Source organism: Stenotrophomonas sp. C9D9 (assembly GCF_056491205.1).
This window is the reverse complement of record NZ_JBSZIF010000004.1, coordinates 1640903-1656763: the sequence shown is the minus strand read 5'-3', so window position 1 is coordinate 1656763 and position 15861 is coordinate 1640903. Positions and strand designations below refer to the sequence as shown.

Annotated in this window: 15 protein-coding genes; 4 read left to right on the top strand and 11 right to left on the bottom strand. The window is 68.5% G+C overall.

Translation table 11 applies throughout. The features are described from left to right. Positions 1-180: 180 nt before the first annotated feature. From ACXI0D_RS12965 to ACXI0D_RS12955, 3 genes are read right to left on the bottom strand one after another with little or no spacing between them, the layout of a single operon-like run. On the bottom strand, positions 181-840 hold the full coding sequence (locus ACXI0D_RS12965; protein WP_049444206.1) for a hypothetical protein: 660 nt from the start codon (positions 838-840) through the stop codon (positions 181-183). Next, positions 840-2018 carry a glutathionylspermidine synthase family protein gene (locus ACXI0D_RS12960; RefSeq protein ID WP_049400870.1) on the bottom strand — a complete coding sequence of 393 codons (1179 nt, stop codon included), beginning with the start codon at positions 2016-2018 and terminating at the stop codon, positions 840-842. The genes ACXI0D_RS12965 and ACXI0D_RS12960 overlap by 1 nt, the downstream gene beginning before the upstream one ends. Before the next feature lie 7 nt (positions 2019-2025). Then, positions 2026-2598 carry a DUF1190 domain-containing protein gene (locus ACXI0D_RS12955; RefSeq protein WP_014038869.1) on the bottom strand — a complete coding sequence of 191 codons (573 nt, stop codon included), beginning with the start codon at positions 2596-2598 and terminating at the stop codon, positions 2026-2028. A gap of 459 nt (positions 2599-3057) precedes the next feature. Here ACXI0D_RS12955 and ilvD point away from each other — a divergent pair, with 459 nt between their 5' ends. Together ilvD and ACXI0D_RS12945 are read left to right on the top strand one after the other, a co-directional pair. After that, positions 3058-4896, top strand: coding sequence for a dihydroxy-acid dehydratase (gene ilvD, locus ACXI0D_RS12950; protein WP_119006904.1), 1839 nt, complete (start codon positions 3058-3060; stop codon positions 4894-4896). 108 nt (positions 4897-5004) lie between these two features. After that, complete coding sequence (locus ACXI0D_RS12945; protein ID WP_479642650.1) at positions 5005-6177, top strand: DUF418 domain-containing protein; 1173 nt, start codon at positions 5005-5007, stop codon at positions 6175-6177. 67 nt (positions 6178-6244) lie between these two features. On the opposite strand, the gene dinG is transcribed toward ACXI0D_RS12945, so the two are convergent. The 3 genes from dinG to aroE all read right to left on the bottom strand — a co-directional run bounded on the left by dinG (position 6245) and on the right by aroE (position 9705). After that, on the bottom strand, positions 6245-8347 hold the full coding sequence (dinG, locus tag ACXI0D_RS12940) for an ATP-dependent DNA helicase DinG (protein WP_014038872.1): 2103 nt from the start codon (positions 8345-8347) through the stop codon (positions 6245-6247). A 155-nt stretch (positions 8348-8502) separates the two neighbouring features. After that, the gene (locus tag ACXI0D_RS12935; protein WP_049444215.1) at positions 8503-8856 is read right to left on the bottom strand and encodes a hypothetical protein; all 354 of its coding nucleotides are present in this window, start codon (positions 8854-8856) and stop codon (positions 8503-8505) included. Between the two features lie 3 nt (positions 8857-8859). Continuing rightward, entirely contained in the window at positions 8860-9705 is an 846-nt protein-coding gene (aroE, locus tag ACXI0D_RS12930) for a shikimate dehydrogenase (protein ID WP_101766272.1), read from the bottom strand. Between the two features lie 48 nt (positions 9706-9753). On the opposite strand from aroE, the gene ACXI0D_RS12925 reads away from it, so the two are divergent. Continuing rightward, positions 9754-10617, top strand: coding sequence for a TolB family protein (locus tag ACXI0D_RS12925; protein WP_479642649.1), 864 nt, complete (start codon positions 9754-9756; stop codon positions 10615-10617). Between the two features lie 83 nt (positions 10618-10700). On the opposite strand, the gene ACXI0D_RS12920 is transcribed toward ACXI0D_RS12925, so the two are convergent. From ACXI0D_RS12920 to ACXI0D_RS12905, 4 genes are all read right to left on the bottom strand, one after another. Continuing rightward, positions 10701-10970, bottom strand: coding sequence for a hypothetical protein (locus ACXI0D_RS12920; RefSeq protein ID WP_075675897.1), 270 nt, complete (start codon positions 10968-10970; stop codon positions 10701-10703). Between the two features lie 32 nt (positions 10971-11002). Then, a complete protein-coding gene (gene hemB / locus ACXI0D_RS12915; protein WP_075675896.1) occupies positions 11003-11992 on the bottom strand; it encodes a porphobilinogen synthase in 990 nt (329 codons plus the stop codon). A 19-nt stretch (positions 11993-12011) separates the two neighbouring features. Beyond that, positions 12012-12929, bottom strand: a complete 918-nt coding sequence (locus ACXI0D_RS12910; RefSeq protein ID WP_049444225.1) for a bestrophin family protein — start codon at positions 12927-12929, stop codon at positions 12012-12014. A 123-nt stretch (positions 12930-13052) separates the two neighbouring features. Next, a complete protein-coding gene (locus ACXI0D_RS12905; RefSeq protein ID WP_005420185.1) occupies positions 13053-13301 on the bottom strand; it encodes a hypothetical protein in 249 nt (82 codons plus the stop codon). A gap of 186 nt (positions 13302-13487) precedes the next feature. Here ACXI0D_RS12905 and ACXI0D_RS12900 point away from each other — a divergent pair, with 186 nt between their 5' ends. After that, on the top strand, positions 13488-13952 hold the full coding sequence (locus tag ACXI0D_RS12900) for a hypothetical protein (protein ID WP_014038879.1): 465 nt from the start codon (positions 13488-13490) through the stop codon (positions 13950-13952). Positions 13953-14057: 105 nt separating this feature from the next. Here ACXI0D_RS12900 and ACXI0D_RS12895 read toward each other — a convergent pair whose 3' ends face one another. Then, positions 14058-15857, bottom strand: a complete 1800-nt coding sequence (locus ACXI0D_RS12895; RefSeq protein ID WP_119006908.1) for a DUF885 domain-containing protein — start codon at positions 15855-15857, stop codon at positions 14058-14060. Positions 15858-15861 lie beyond the last annotated feature (4 nt).

Sequence of the window (15861 nt, the reverse complement as noted above, 5' to 3'; positions counted from 1 at the left end):
AAACCCAAACCGCCGACCAAGGTCGGCATCTACCAACACCGATTGCCGGCCAGCGGCCGGCACTACCCCTGCAACAGCCGACGCATCGCCCGGGTAGGTGCCAACCTTGGTTGGCACGAAGCCCACAGCGCCGACCAAGGTCGGCATCTACCAACACCGATTGCCGGCCAGCGGCCGGCATCACCCCTGCAGCAATCGCCGCTGCAACCGCTCCACCGCGCGCCGCAGCAACACCCGGTTGCGGGCCAGCTTCATCCACTGCGGCAGGCGCGAGAACATGGAGCCATTGGTGACGCCCGCGCGCTCGCGCAGAGGCGCGGCGGCATAATCGTGCAGTGCCTGCAGATGGGCCTCGTTGTAGGCCCACAGCACGCCCGCCGCCGTCTTTTCGACCAACCGCAGCGGCAGGCCGAAATGCGGGTCGATCGCCTCATTGCCACGCCATCGCGACAGCGTGACCTCCACCTCGCTGCTACGTCCGCACTGACTGCAGTCCGCCGCCAGCGTCCGCAGTGGCGGCGTCGCGCGTGCACGATGCACTTCAGCGCTTACCCACTTGTGGCCGCAGTAGCCGCAAGGCCGGTAGCCGCCGTAGCGCACCGGTCCCACCCAGTCACCCGGGCCACAACGACTGCAGCCGCAGCCTCCGTTCAGTGCTTCGCTGCAGCCCAGGCAGCGGAAGCGTCGCGATTCCGACGTACCCACCACCCAGCCGGGGGTATCGCAGCGGTGGCAACGCACCGCGATACGGTCGGCATAGCGCCACAGGGCGTGGCCGTCATCCAGATGCCGACCCGGCAGTGGCGCAGGCCGCAGGTCGCGATTGCGCCGCACCGTCATCAGACATAGATCCGCGTCGGCGCCTCGTCCACGATTGCGTGCGGCACGAAGCGCGCACTGTCGCGGGTGATCGCGCTGTCGTCCTCGCGGATGCCGATGCCGCAGGCGTGATCGCCTACCACCCAGCTTCCGATCAGCGGGTAGCCGCCTTCGAAGCGGGTCAGCGGATGCGCGCGCTGGATGATCGCCGGGCCGTCATAGGGCCCGTCGCTGCGTTGGGTGCTGCCATCGGCCAGGTGCATCTCGATGTTGGCGCCTTCGCGCGAGAACAGCGGCTTGCGCACCCAACCCGACGCCAGCGTGCTGCCGTCATCGAAATGCGCTTCCAGCAGATTCGGATGGCCCACGTTGCGCTGCCACAGCAGCGGCAGGATGCCCTTGTTGCTCAGCACCGCCTTCCACGCCGGCTCCAGCAGCTGCACGCCCGAGCCCGGCAACGCGCGGCCGAATTCCTCGGCCATCAGGTCTTCCAGCGGATACAGCTTGAACAGCGTGCCAATCACCGAATCGTCCAGCGCAGTGAAGCGTCCGTCCTCGGACAGACCGATATCCTCGATGGCGATGGCCTGGCCATGCAGGCCGGCCTGCGACGCACAGTCGCGCAGGTACTCGACGGTGCCACGATCTTCTTCCGAGCTGCCCACGGCGCTGAAATACAGCGGCGGCGGCAGCTGCGTGGCCAGTTCGCCGAAGCGTTCGACCAGCGCCTCATGGATCGCATTGAACTGGTCAGCGTGCTGCGGCAGGCGACCGGCGTTGCGCTGGTCTTCCAGCCACTGCCACTGGAAGAAGCTGGCCTCGAACAGCGAGGTCGGCGTGTCGTAGTTCAGTTCGTACAGCTTGGCCGGGCCGGTGCCGTCGTAGGCCAGATCCAGGCGACCGTACAGATGCGGCTGGCGCTGGCGCCAGCTGTCGGCGATCCAGTCGCGGTAGTGCGACGGAATCGCCAACTGGTCCATCAACCGTTCGCTGCCGATGACATCACCGACCAGGTCCAGCGCCATCTGGTGCAGCTCGGCGCTGGGGTCTTCGATGTCCTGCTCGATCTGGCGCAGGGTGAAGGCGTAGTACGCGCTTTCATCCCAGTACGGCTGGCCGTCGATGGTGTGGAAGCGGAAACCCGCCTCTTCCGCGCGTGCCCGCCACTGGGCACGCTCGGCAATCCGGATGCGCTGCATGGGTCGATCAGCCGCCGTAGCTGCCGCTGGTGCTGCGGCGTGCGCTGGTGTTGCCGAAGCCACCACGGCTGGCGGTGACCGCACGGTTCGGCTCGCTGGTGACCGGGGCCAGGCCAGCCTTGCCCGCGCCGATGCCGCTGGCGGTGTTCAGGCCACCGCTGCCGCCCGGAGCCGGACGCGCCCAACCGGCGCTCTTGTCCTGGTAGGCCGGCGAAGCGGCCGGAGCCTGCGGGGCGAGGCCGCCGCGGTTGCTCAGCATCTGCGACATGAAGAAGCCCATCATCATCGGGCCGATGAACGAGGTACCGGCCGAGGTGTGCTGCTGCACGCACTGCTCCGGCTTGTAGTCCTTCTCGCAGGCTTCCTTGCTGGCGTACTTCGGCGCCGCATCGGCGGCCTGCTTCTGCGCTTCGGCGAACGCATTGCGGCACGACGACGGATCGCCGGTGGCCTCGGTGCAGGCCTCCACCGAGGTATACAGGCCTTCCTGCACCTTCACCTCCGGCTCCTTCTGGCAGGCGGTGAACAGCAGCGGCGCGGCGCTCATCAGCAGCAGCGCGGTGGTGCGGGAACGTTTCATGGCCTCATGCCCTGTCGACGGATCAATGCCCCAATGATGCCAAATCCGGACCAGCAACCGGAATCGGCAAAGTTGGAAAGATGAACAGACTTTCATTTTCGTCGATCCCATCGTCCACCCATGGCGTGGATCCATCGTGTCGACCAAGGTCGACACCTGCCAACAGCCGCAGGAAGACTGTCGAAGGCGGGGTGGGTCCGGTGGCAGGGGTGTGAGCCGCATGGATGCGGCGACCAAGCCCCCATGGACGGGTTCACGGCGTCCCCTGCCACTGGACCCACCCCGCCATCCCACGGATAGCCCAGCTGTTGCTGTTGAGGTTGCCGGCCAGCGGCCGGCACTACCGCGGGTGCAGGGCGCAGCCCTGCCGCTCTCTCCCCGGTGGTTGCAGCAGCAACCGAAAAAATTGTCCATGATCAGGCGACCCCCACGTCGTACGGCCCGCCCGTTCCGCCAGCCATGCCCGAATACCGTTCCCGCACCTCCACCGCCGGTCGCAACATGGCCGGCGCCCGCGCCCTGTGGCGTGCCACCGGCATGAAGGACGGCGACTTCCACAAGCCGATCATCGCCATCGCCAACTCCTTCACCCAGTTCGTGCCCGGCCACGTGCACCTGAAGGACCTCGGCCAGCTGGTCGCGCGCGAGATCGAACAGGTCGGCGGCGTCGCCAAGGAATTCAACACCATCGCCGTGGACGACGGCATCGCGATGGGCCACGACGGCATGCTGTATTCGCTGCCCAGCCGCGAGATCATCGCCGACGCCGTGGAGTACATGGTCAACGCGCACTGCGCCGACGCGCTGGTGTGCATCAGCAACTGCGACAAGATCACCCCCGGCATGCTGATGGCCGCGCTGCGCCTCAACATCCCGGTGGTGTTCGTCTCCGGCGGGCCGATGGAAGCGGGCAAGACCAAGCTGTCCGAGCACAAGCTGGACCTGGTCGACGCGATGGTGGTGGCCGCCGATGACAGCGCCTCCGACGAGAAGGTCGCCGCGTTCGAGCGCAGCGCCTGCCCCACCTGCGGTTCCTGCTCGGGCATGTTCACCGCCAACTCGATGAACTGCCTGACCGAAGCGCTGGGCCTGTCGCTGCCCGGCAACGGCACCACCCTGGCCACCCACGCTGACCGCGAGGCGCTGTTCCGCCGCGCCGGCCGCCTGATCGTCGAACTCTGCCACCGCTGGTATGGCGGCGAAGACCCGAGCGCGCTGCCGCGCGGCATCGCCACCCAGGCCGCCTTCGCCAATGCGATGACCCTGGACATCGCCATGGGCGGCTCCACCAACACCATCCTGCACCTGCTGGCTGCCGCGCAGGAAGCCGAAGTCGACTTCGACCTGACCCACATCGATGCACTGTCGCGGCGCGTCCCGCAGCTGTGCAAGGTGGCACCGAACACGCCGAAGTACCACATCGAAGACGTGCATCGCGCCGGCGGCGTGTTCGGCATCCTCGGTGAGCTGGACCGCGCCGGCCTGCTCGATACCACGGTGCCGACCGTGCACAGCACCAGCCTGGCCGACGCGCTGGAACGCTGGGACGTGGTGCGCAGTGACAACGACACCCTGCATGCCTTCTTCAAGGCCGGCCCGGCCGGTATCCCCACCCAGGAGGCCTTCAGCCAGGCCACGCGCTGGCCGACCCTGGACGTGGACCGCGCCGAAGGCTGCATCCGCTCGCTGCAGCACGCGTATTCACTGGAAGGCGGCCTCGCCGTGCTGCGCGGCAACCTGGCCGTGGATGGCTGCGTGGTGAAGACCGCCGGCGTGGACGAGTCGATCCATGTGTTCGAAGGCCCTGCGCGCGTCTACGAAAGCCAGGACGCCGCCGTCGCCGGCATCCTCGCCGACGAAGTGCAGCCGGGTGACGTGGTGGTGATCCGCTACGAAGGCCCGAAGGGCGGCCCCGGCATGCAGGAGATGCTGTACCCGACCAGCTACCTGAAATCGAAGGGGCTGGGCAAGCAATGCGCGCTGCTCACCGATGGCCGCTTTTCCGGCGGCACCTCGGGCCTGTCGATCGGCCACGTCTCGCCGGAAGCCGCCAGCGGCGGTGTCATCGGCCTGGTGGAAAACGGCGACCGCATCCGCATCGACATCCCCGCCCGCCGCATCGATCTGCTGCTGGACGAGGCCACCCTTGCCCAGCGCCGCGCCGACGCCGATGCCCGCGGCTGGAAGCCGCGCGCACCGCGCCCGCGCAAGGTCACCAGCGCGTTGAAGGCCTACGCCCTGCTCGCCACCAGCGCCGACAAGGGCGCCGTACGCAACACCGCGCTGCTCGGCGATTGATCCCCGTGCGGTAGTGCCGGCCGCTGGCCGGCATCTGCACAATGCGTCTGCACATCAATGAGGTTGCCAGCCAGCGGCCGGCACTACCGATCCGGTACGCTGCGCGGCATGACCCATCGCCCGCCGCGCCAGCCCCTCATCGATGCCCTGCGTGGGTTCGCACTGCTCGGCGTGTTCCTGGTCAACCTGCGCTTCTTCTCGCTCGATGCGTTGATGACCGAGGCCGCGCAGCAGGCACTGCCCAGCGCGGCGCTCGACCACGCCATCCGTACCGGCATGGAATGGCTGGTGGACATGAAGGCGATCACCCTGTTCTCGCTGCTGTTCGGCATGGGCGTGGCGATGCAGATGGATGGCAATGCCCAGGGCAGCATGGCCGCGCACCTGCGACGCATGGGCGTGCTGCTGGTGATCGGCCTGCTGCATTCGGTGCTGCTGTGGTGGGGTGACATCCTGCTGGTGTATGCGCTGGTGGGGCTGCTGCTGCCGCTGTTCCGTCACCTGGGTGATCGCGCACTGCTGTTCAGCGGGGTGTTCATTGCCCTGTTGCTGCCACCGCTGCTGTCGCCGTGGATCCGCGAATGGGTCGCCCTGCTCACACCGCGCGCGCAGATGAACGCCATGGCGCTCGATGCTCTGGCGCACGGCACGCTGGCGCAGGCGTGGTGGCACAACCTGCAGCTGGCCGCATGGCTGAAGCTGAGCAACTGGGCGCTGCTGTTCTTCGTGCTCGGCCGCTTCCTGCTGGGCTACTGGGCCGGCCGTCGCGGGCTGCTGCAGCAGCCGCAGGCGCATCTGCCGCTGCTGCGCTCGATCGCCATCGGCAGCCTGCTGCTGACACCGGTATTCCTGTGGATCGATGCCCAGGCCGATGCGCTCAAACAGACATGGCCGGCGCTGCGTTCGGGCATGCCCGGCTATCTGCTGCGCGTGTCCTATCGCGTTGCGCCGCTGGCACTGGGCATTGCTGCGGCGGCGATCTTCACCCTGCTCTATCTGCGCCCGTGGGCCGAGCGCATGCTGCGCGTGTTCGTGCCGGCCGGGCGCATGGCACTGAGCAACTACCTGCTGCAAAGCGCGATCTGCGTGCCGCTGTTTGCCGGCTTCGGGCTGGTTATCGGCCCGCAGTACGGGCTGTGGCCAGTGCTGCTGGTGGCGGCGGTGGTGTTCCCGCTGCAGCTGTGGGCGAGCGCGTGGTGGCTGCGCGGCCATCGCTTCGGGCCGGTCGAATGGCTATGGCGCAGTGCCAGCGAAGGGCAATGGCTGCCGCTGCGGCGATAGCCACCGGCGACGGATGGGATCAGGTCGTTAGTGCCACTTGCGACTTAATCCCCTCCGTCCCCTTTTCTCAGCCGATCACGCGCTTGAACGGTGGCAGCGCGTCGATGATGCGCTTGCCGTAGCGGCGGGTCAGCAGCCGCGAATCGAGAATGACCACGCGGCCGGTGTCGGTGGAGGTGCGGATCAGGCGGCCGGCGAACTGGGTCAGCGTGCGCAGCGCATGCGGAATGGCGATCAGGTTGAACGCGTTGAGCCCGCGCCCCTCGAACCACTCGCTGAGGGTGGCGGTCTGCGGATCGGTCGGCACCGCGAACGGCACCTGGGTGATCACCACGGTGGTGCAGGCCTCACCGGGCAGGTCGAGGCCTTCGCCGAACGAATTCAGCCCGAACAGCACCGAGCCTTCGCCTGCCGCCACGCGGCGCAGGTGCTCGTCGATCAGCCGGGTCTTGGACATCTCGCCCTGCACCAGCACCTGCTTGCGGCGCGCGGCCGACATCAGCCCGGCCACCTTCTCCATCTTCCAGCGCGAGGTGAACAGCACCATCGAGCCCTTGGCCCAGTCCAGTTCGGTGTCGAGGTAACGCGCCACTTCGCGCGGGTGGCCTTCGCGGTCGTCCGGCGTGACCGGGAACTTCGGCACGATCAGCTCGGCCTGGTTGGGCAGGTCGAACGGCGACGACAGCGAGACCATCTCGGCCTCTTCCGGAATGCCGTTGTCGATCGCCAGCGACTGGAAGTCGCCACCACCGGTCAGCGTCGCCGAGGTCATCACCACCGAATCCACTTCGTCCCACAGCAGCTTGCGCAGCACGTGCGCGGCCGACACCGGCGAGCCGTGCAGCACCAGGTCGCCATCGCGGGTGGCAGTCACCCAGCGTGCCATCGGTGGTGCGCCGTCCTTGTCTTCGCGGCGCCACGCCTGCCACAGGTTGTACTGCTGCTCGATCATTTCCAGCGCCATGCCCAGGTTGCGCTGCAGGCGCTCGCGCGCGGCATCGTCCGGCTTGCCCTTGGCCACCTGCGCGGTGGCGGCATGCGCCCAGTTGTAGAGGCTGCGGGTATCGTCGGCCAGCGCTTCGATCGGCTCGCGCCAGGCCTCGGGCAGGCGACCATTGGCCGCGCGCCACATCGGCTCTTCGTCCGCCGGCGCCGGCATCCACACCCGTTCGATGTGGTCACGGAACGCGCGCAGCTGCTTGGCGACGTTGCTGGCGACCTCGATCGCTTCGTTCGGCAACAGGTTGCCAAGGCGGTCCTTGTCGACCGCGCGGTAGGCACCGGCGATCAGGATCTGCAGGCGGCCGGTGCGCTTGGCCATCTCGTCCAGCGCGAGGCTGGCCGCACCCTGGTCGATCGCCACGTTGCCGATGTGATGGCCTTCGTCCAGCACCAGCAGCATGTCCGACGGCGGCGCGATCAATGGCTGGCCGTTGTCGCTGTCACCGATCGACAGCGCCGACAGCAGCAGCGCGTGGTTGGTGACCACGATCTGTGCATCGCGCACCGTGTTGCGCGAACGCAGCACCGCGCACTGCGCCGAATAGGCACAGCGGCGCCCGGCGCAGCCCGAGGCCGGCGTGGTGATGCGGCTGCGCAGGCCGGGGCTGATGGTCTCCGGCGCGTTGTCGATATCGCCGTCCCAGCTGCCGCCGGTGAAGGCGTCGGTCAGGCGCTTGGCGATGTCCATCTCGATCGGCGCCAGCGGCCGGTCGAACAAGGGTGCGTCATCCTCGAACATGCCGCCCTGCGAGCCCTCGCCCTGCGCCTCGGCGGCATTGCGCGTGCACAGGTAGCGGGTACGGCCCTTGGCCAGCGCCACGGTCGCTTCCAGGCCGGTGGCCTTGAGGAAATTCGGGATGTCACGCTCGACCAGCTGCGACTGCAGCGCCACGGTGCCGGTGCTGATCACCAGCTTCTTCTTGCTGGCCAGTGCGATCGGTACGCCTGCGGTGAGGTAGCCCAGGCTCTTGCCGACGCCGGTCGGCGCCTCGACCACGCCGACGCCACCGCTTTTCGACAGCGCGCGCGACACCACGCCGATCATCTGGCTCTGCGAGCGACGGGTGGAGAAGCCGGGGGTATTGGCCTGCAGCGTCGTGTACGCCTTGCGGATCGCGTCCTTCAAGGTGTCATCGAGCGTGCGCGGAGCGGCGACGGTTTCGGTCACGCCGGGAACTACCGTAGCTGGATCAGGCCGGTCATTGTCGCATGGCCGGCCATGTCCGCCGCCGCTGGCTGCCTGAACGGGGCAGCGACGACGCCCGGCGGCTGGATGAACACGCCGGACGCTGCTGGCGACGGCCCGGGGCCGTCACCCGGGTGTCACTGCACCGCGTTGCCGCGCAGCCGCAGCAGGCGCACCAGTGCCCACACCAGCAGCACCACGCCGATGGCCTCGACCATCGCCAGCGCGAAATGCACCACGCCGAAGATGGCGCTCATGCCCGAGATGGCGCTGAAGTTGCCACTGCTGACCAGCCACATCGGCAGCATGCCCGCCGCCAGGCCACCCAGGCTGGACAGCAGCAGCAACAGCAGGCCGACCAGCGCGCCGGTGCGGGTGGCATCGCGCGGCGCACCGACCACCCAGACCAGGCCGACGCACAGCGCGATCAGCACCGGCAGGCGCACGCCGACCATGCTCAGCACGGTCACCATCAGGGTTGTGCTGTCCATCGGTCAGTCCTCGCCGGCCAGCACGGCCGAGCCCTGGCGCAGCGCCTGGTAGATCTCGCCGGTCTGCGGGCGCACGCCGTGCCACTGCAGGAAGCTCTCGGCGGCCTGCTCGACCAGCATGCCCAGGCCGTCGACGGTATTGCGGCACTGCGCCGCACGGGCCCAGGCCAGGAAGGCAATGGCCGCCTCGCCGTAGTTCAGGTCGACGGCGGTGGTCATCGAATTGACCAGCGACAGCGGCAGCTTGAACTCGACGTCGCGGTCGCGGCCAGCCGAGGTGGCGTTGACGATCAGTTCGAAGTCGCCGAGGTCGCGCAGGTCCTCCCAGTAGCGGCTGATCGCACGGCCCGGCTCGCCCATCGCGTCGATCAGTTCATCGGCGCGCTCCGGCGTGCGGTTGACCACCACCAGTTCGGTGATGCCGGCATCGAGCAGTGCCGGGGCGACGCTGCGCGCCGAGCCACCGGCGCCGATCATCAGCACGCGGCGGCCGCGCAGGTCCAGGCCGTGGCGGTCGGTGAGGTCGCGCACCAGGCCGATGCCATCGGTGGTGTCGCCGTGCCAGCGGTCGCCCTTGCGCAGCAGCGTGTTGACCGAGCCGGCGCGGCGCGCGCGTGCGGTCAGCGTGGTGCAGACCGAGAACGCGGCTTCCTTGTGCGGCAGGGTGACGTTGGCACCGACACCGCCCTCGGCGGCGAAGGCCTCCAGGCCGGCCAGGAACGCATCCGGGGCCAGGTCGATCGCGCGGTAGTCGATGGCGATGCCTTCCTGGCGACCGAACGTCGCGTGGATCTGCGGCGACTTCGAGTGGGCAACGGGGTGTCCGAAGACGGCGTAACGGTCGGTCATGGAATCCTCAAGCTGGCTAGACTGATGCTCTTTCGTGCACGGAACCGGATGATGCGCATCACCCCGCCCCTGCTGGTGCTCGCCGCCAGTCTACTCTCTGCCCCCGTGGCGATGGCGTTGAACGAGTACGGCATCGAAGGCATGGGCGTGGTCTCGACCCGCGCCGACGAGGGCCGCGCCACGATCAGCGCCGATGGCCAGCGCATCGTCTTCGCCCGCCGTAGCGAGACCGGCTGGGGCCTGTGGGAGGCACGCGTGGTGGACGGTCGCTGGCAGCAGGCACAGGCACTGCCGGTAGGCGTGGCTGGTGAGGCCCGCGATCCCTACTTCAGCCGAGACGGCCGCTGGCTGCTGTTCGCGGCCGGTCGCGAGGGCGCGCTGGCGCTGTACCGCGCCGCGTTGGCCGCCGACGGCCAGCTGGGCCCGGCGCGGCCGCTGGCCGGTGACGGCGGGCGCCGGGAAGAGCGCGGGCCGGCCCTGAGCGCGGATGGCAGGCAGCTGTTGTTTGCCCGCCAGCAGGGCCGTGGCGCCGGCTGGGACCTGTTCGTGGCGACGCTGGATGCGCAGGGCCTGCGCGGCCCGGCCAGCGCACTGAGCGCGTTGAACAGCGCCGACGACGAGACCGACGGTGACTGGCTGGGCCATGACGGCGCCGTGGTGTTCAGCCGCGGCAGCGGCAGTACCGCGCAGGTCTGGAGCAGCGGCTGTGCGTGGAGCGGCGTGGCGCTGCAGCCGCTGGGGCTGTCGTTCAACCAGGCCGGCGGCTGGACCGGCGCGCCGGTGATCGACAACGCCAAGCCGGGCGAGATGATGGTCGCCAGCAGTGCGGCGAAGGCGCCGCGTGCCGGTGGCGTGGATGTGTACCGGTTGGCCGTGCCGAAGGTGGTGGCGGTGCCGGGGTGCGTGCGGTAGATCCACGCCATGCGTGGATGGTGCCCGCGAAGGGGTCAGAGCCCTTTCCTGCGGAAAGGGATCCGACCCCGGGCATTGCCCCGTCAGCGCGAAAGCACCTTGGCACGCTGCTGCTCGTACTCCATCTCGCTCAGCTGGCCGTTGTCCTTGCGCTGGTTCAACGCGGCCAGCTCAGCCTGCACGCTGTCCGGCAGCGCCTGCTCACGGGCCACGTGACGGGCGGCGGAGAGCTGTTCCGGCGGGCGCTTGCCGGCCCGCCAGGCCGCGATGAACACACCGACGATGATGGCGCCGAACACCAGCGTACCGATGCCCCAGATCAACCATTGCACCCATCCCAGTTCGGGTCCCATCGCGTATTCCTCCCTCTATCGTGGCGCCATTGTCAGCGCTCGCGCAGCCATCGCGCCACCTGCGGCGCGAAATAGGTCAGCACACCATCGGCACCGGCCCGCTTGAAGCCCAGCAGCGACTCCATCACGCAGGCGCGTTCGTCCAGCCAGCCGTTGGCGAAGGCGGCCTTCATCATCGCGTACTCGCCACTCACCTGGTAGGCGAAGGTCGGCACGCCGAATTTTTCCTTCACCCGGCGCACCAGGTCCAGGTAAGGCATGCCCGGCTTGACCATCACCATGTCGGCGCCCTCTTCCAGGTCCAGCGCGATCTCGCGCAGGGCCTCGTCGCCGTTGGCCGGGTCCATCTGGTAGGTCTTCTTGTCGGCCTTGCCGAGGCTGGCCGCGCTGCCCACCGCATCACGGAACGGGCCGTAGAACGCCGAAGCGTACTTGGCCGAGTAGGCCATGATGCGCACGTTGATGTGGTTGCCGGCATCCAGCGCACGGCGGATCGCGCCGATGCGGCCGTCCATCATGTCCGACGGCGAGACGATGTCCACGCCCGCTTCGGCGTGCGATACCGACTGCTTGACCAGTGCTTCGACGGTGATGTCGTTGAGCACGTAACCCTTGTCGTCGATGATGCCGTCCTGGCCGTGGGTGGTGTACGGGTCCAGCGCCACGTCGGTCATCACCCCCAGTTCCGGGAAGCGCGACTTCAGCGCGCGGATCGCGCGCTGCGCCAGCCCGTCCTCGGCCCACGCCGCCGACGCATCCAGCGACTTCAACGACGGGTCGATCACCGGGAACAGGTCGATCACCGGAATGCCCAGCTCCAGCGCCTCTTCGGCCACCTTCAGCAGTTCTTCGATCGACAGCCGCTCCACGCCCGGCATCGACGGCACTGCGGTGCGGCCGGCCCGTTCGTGCACGAACACCGGGTAGATCAGGTCGTCGGTGGTCAGCGTGTTCTCACGCATCAGGCGGCGCGAGAACTCGTCGTGGCGCATGCGGCGCGGGCGATAAAGCGGGTGGGACATGGCAGGCTCCGAGGAGTGGCTATTGCAACAGGTAACCCTGCGGCAGCAGGGGTTCGGGCAACGGGCGTTCGCCGAGCGCGTCGAGCTGGTCGATCTCGATCGTGCGCACCAGCGCGTCCAGCGGCAGGTCGTTCGGCTCCAGGCCGAACGGGTCTTCCATTTCTTCGCCCAGCTGGTCCAGGCCGAAGAAGGCATACGCGAGCACCGCCGACAGCACCGGCGTGCCCCAGCCCAGCGAACTGGCCAGGCCGAACGGCAGCAGCACGCAGAACATCCACGCGCAGCGGTGCAGCAGCAGGGTGTAGGCGAACGGCAGCGGCGTGGTGAGGATGCGCTCGCAGCCCGCCTGGATCGACGACATTGCGTGCAGGCGCTCTTCCAGCTGGGTGTAGAGGATCGGGTCGAGTTCACCGGCACGCAGGGCCTGGGCCAGCTCGGCGGCGATCATTGACAGCAATGCATCAGGCACGTTCTCGCGCTGGCCCAGCTGCTCGCGCTGCGGCTTGTCCAGCCACGGCAACGCCGCCAGGGCCACGATGCGGCCCCGCAGGCGCGCGGCCAGCGCATGGGCAAAGGCGGTGGTGAGATAGGCGACGCGGCGACGGCGGCCGGCGTCATCGGCCAGCAGCAGGTTGACCTGGCGGGCCAGCGAACGCGATTCGTAGACCAGCTGGCCCCACAGCTTGCGGCCTTCCCACCAGCGGTCATAGCAGGCGCTGTTGCGGAAGCTGAGGAAGATCGACAGGACCAGGCCTAGCAGGGTGAACGGCGTGACGGAAACGCGTTCGATGCCGGTCGGCGGCGCCAGTTCCACCACCGCGGCCACCGCGATGGACAGGATCAGGATGGCCAGCACCTTCGGCGCGATCGCTTTGACGATCGAGCCGCGCAGGATGTACAGCAGTTGCCAGCCGTGGGGACGGGGTCGGATGATCATGGGGCAGCCGCGCCGGGCGCGGATTCACAGGCACGCGGGGGGCTCGCGCAGCCGTTCATTGTACGCCCCTGCCCGGCCCGCGGCCGTGTACCTGCGACGCCCTGTCGCACCCGGCGACGCGGCTCAGATCACGCCGCCACCCAGGCCCAGGCGCAGGATGCCGACCACCACCACGATGCCGTTCAGCACCAGCCCGGCCCAGGCCCGGCCGCGCTTGGTCGGGTGGGTGAACAGGATGCCCAGCGCGGCGATCACCGCGCCCACGGCGGCGAACGGGATCAGGAACCAGTTGCCCCAGCCCAGCAGCGGAATCAGCGCCAGGATCATCCACAACAGCGCCAGTACGCCCCACAACAGACTGATCACACCCATTCCGCTCTCCCGCAGTTGGTTCCTGTCTGTCCACCATAGTCGTTCCCGCGGTCGCCGCCTACTGCCGTTGGCGGGGCTGTCACCGGCACCGTGCTAGCGTGCTGCCGTGCGTGCCCTGGCCCGGGTGTTGGCGCCGATTCAGAGTGGCCCGCCGATGATCGCAACCAGTCCTACAGGGGTCGTGCCATGAACATCCGTTGGGCCGCGTTGGCGGCCATCCTGCTGGTCGCCGCCGGCTGTGCCAGCACCTCCAAGGTCATGCTGGGGCGCGCCCGCGCGCCGATCGATCCGGCACTGGTGCAGATCTATTCGACGCCGCCGGCCGGCTCCCAGGAAATCGCCCAGCTGGAATCGGCGTCTGCCGTGGGCTTCGGCACGCAGGGCCAGACCGATGCGGCGGTGGCGCGCCTGAAGCGCGAGGCCGCAGCGCTGGGCGCCAATGGCGTGGTGCTGATGGGCGTGGGCAGCAGTGGTTCGCCGGTGGGCATGTCGGTGGGTGCCGGCACGTTCGGCTCGCATGTCGGCGGTGGCGTCGGCATTGGTATTCCGACCACGCAGAAACGCGCCGCCGGCGTCGCGATCTGGGTACCGAACCCGGCCCCCCCGGCACGGCTGCCGACGCAGGTGATCACACCGCAGCCGCAGCGTTGACCCTCCCGGGTCAACGCCGGTAGTGCCGGCCGCTGGCCGGCAACCTCAGGAATGCTTCCTGCGCCAAGGGAATGCCGGCCAGCGGCCGGCACTACCCGATGATGCTCAGCGCTTGTACTTCGGCACGAACACCTTGTTCACCGCATCGGCCAGCTGGTCCGGCGGCAACAGGCCCTGGTCGAGCAGGAAGTTGTTGAACGCCAGGCGATCGAACTTCGCACCCAGTGCCAGCTCGGTCTGCATGCGCAGTTCCAGGATGCGGGTGTAGCCGTAGAAGTAGCTGCCGGCCTGGCCCGGCATTCGCACCATGTAGCGGTCCAGTTCCTGGGTGGCCATCGCCTTGGACAGGCCGACCTGCTCCATCAGCACGCGCTCGCCGTTGGCACGGTCGGTCAGGCCGAGATTGAGCATCGGGTCGAGCATCGCGCGTGCGGCGCGCAGCAGTCGGAACTGCAGGGCGATCATCTGCCCGTCCAGCGGCTCGTACGGCACCATCTCGGCTTCGGCATACAGCGCCCAGCCTTCCACGTTCACCGAATTGAACGCGAACATGGTGCGTGCCAGCGACACGCCGCGCTCGACCATGGCGGTGAACTGCAGCTCGTGGCCGGGGCGGCCTTCATGCGCGCTCAGCGTCCACGCCGCCGCACCGAAGTTGAAGTCGTCGTACTGCGCGCCCGGGCCCGCCGCCGGGTTACCCAGCGGCAGTACGAAGGTGCCCTGCTGCCCGGTGTTGTTGACCAGCGGCGCCGGCAGGAAATGCGGTGCCGGGCTGGCCGCGCTCTCGGCAGCCGAGCCCAGGCGCATCTGCATCGCGCGCTTGGGCACATCGACGATGGCGTGCTCGCGGATCAGCGGATCGATCGCATCGATCACCTTGCGGTAGTGGCCTTCCAGATGGTCGTCGGCGATCTTGTCGGCCTTCAGCGCGCGGATCACCGCCACCGGGTCGCTCGGGTCGGCCACCTTCAGGCCCTTGTCCTTCACCACCAGCGGCGCCAGCTGCTGCATCGCCGAGCGGGTTTCCATGAACTCCAGCTGCGCGCGCTGCATCAGCAGCTTCGGGTCGATGTCGATGCCGACCTGCTTGAGCTGGTAGGCGTACAACGGCGCCGGCAGCCGTGCGTCGGTACGCGCCTTCGGCAGCACCTCCTTCCGGGTCCAGGCAGCGTAGTCCTTCATCTGCCCGGCCAGGGTCTTCATCGCCTCGTCGGCACCGGCGATCTGGTACTTCTTCAGCAGCGACTCGATACCGGTGATATAGGTCTCGACGTTGTCCAGCGACTGCTGCACTTCGATCTTCGTCGGCTGCAGCAGGCTGCTGTCCTTCAGCCGTTCCTCGTAGCGCTGGCGGGCCAGCGTGGTGAACGCGGTGCCGCCCGGCTGCAGGCCGGCATAGGCCTTGAGGCGGTCGATCGCCTTGGCCCGGCGCTCGGCCGGCACCTGGTCGGACAGCAGGAGGTTGAGGCCGCTGAACACCGTCTGCGGCGCATCGCTCCACGGCAGCAGGTACTTCTCGTTGAGCTCGCTGCCTTCGATGTTCTGGTTGGCGGCGTGGATCATGATCTCCAGGTCCTGGCGGACGTTGGGATCCTGCTCGGTGGCCAGCTTCGCCTTCAGTTCGTCGCGGGCCTTGGCCATCGCGGCGCGGTAGCGCTTGCCGTTGTCCGGGCCGAGATCGGCCACCTTGTCGTCGTAGCCGGGCACGCCGAAGAAGCCGGTTTCTTCCGGCTGGAACGGCCCCTGCGCATCCAGCAGGATCTGCGCCAGTGCATTGCTGCGGGCGACCCAGGCCGGGCTGGCCGGGGTGGCGGCCTTGGCGGCGGGTGCCGCCAGCGCCGGCGGTGCGGACAGCAACGGGGCGGCGGTCAGGGCCAGGGCAACGGCCAATGCAATCGGCTTCATGGGA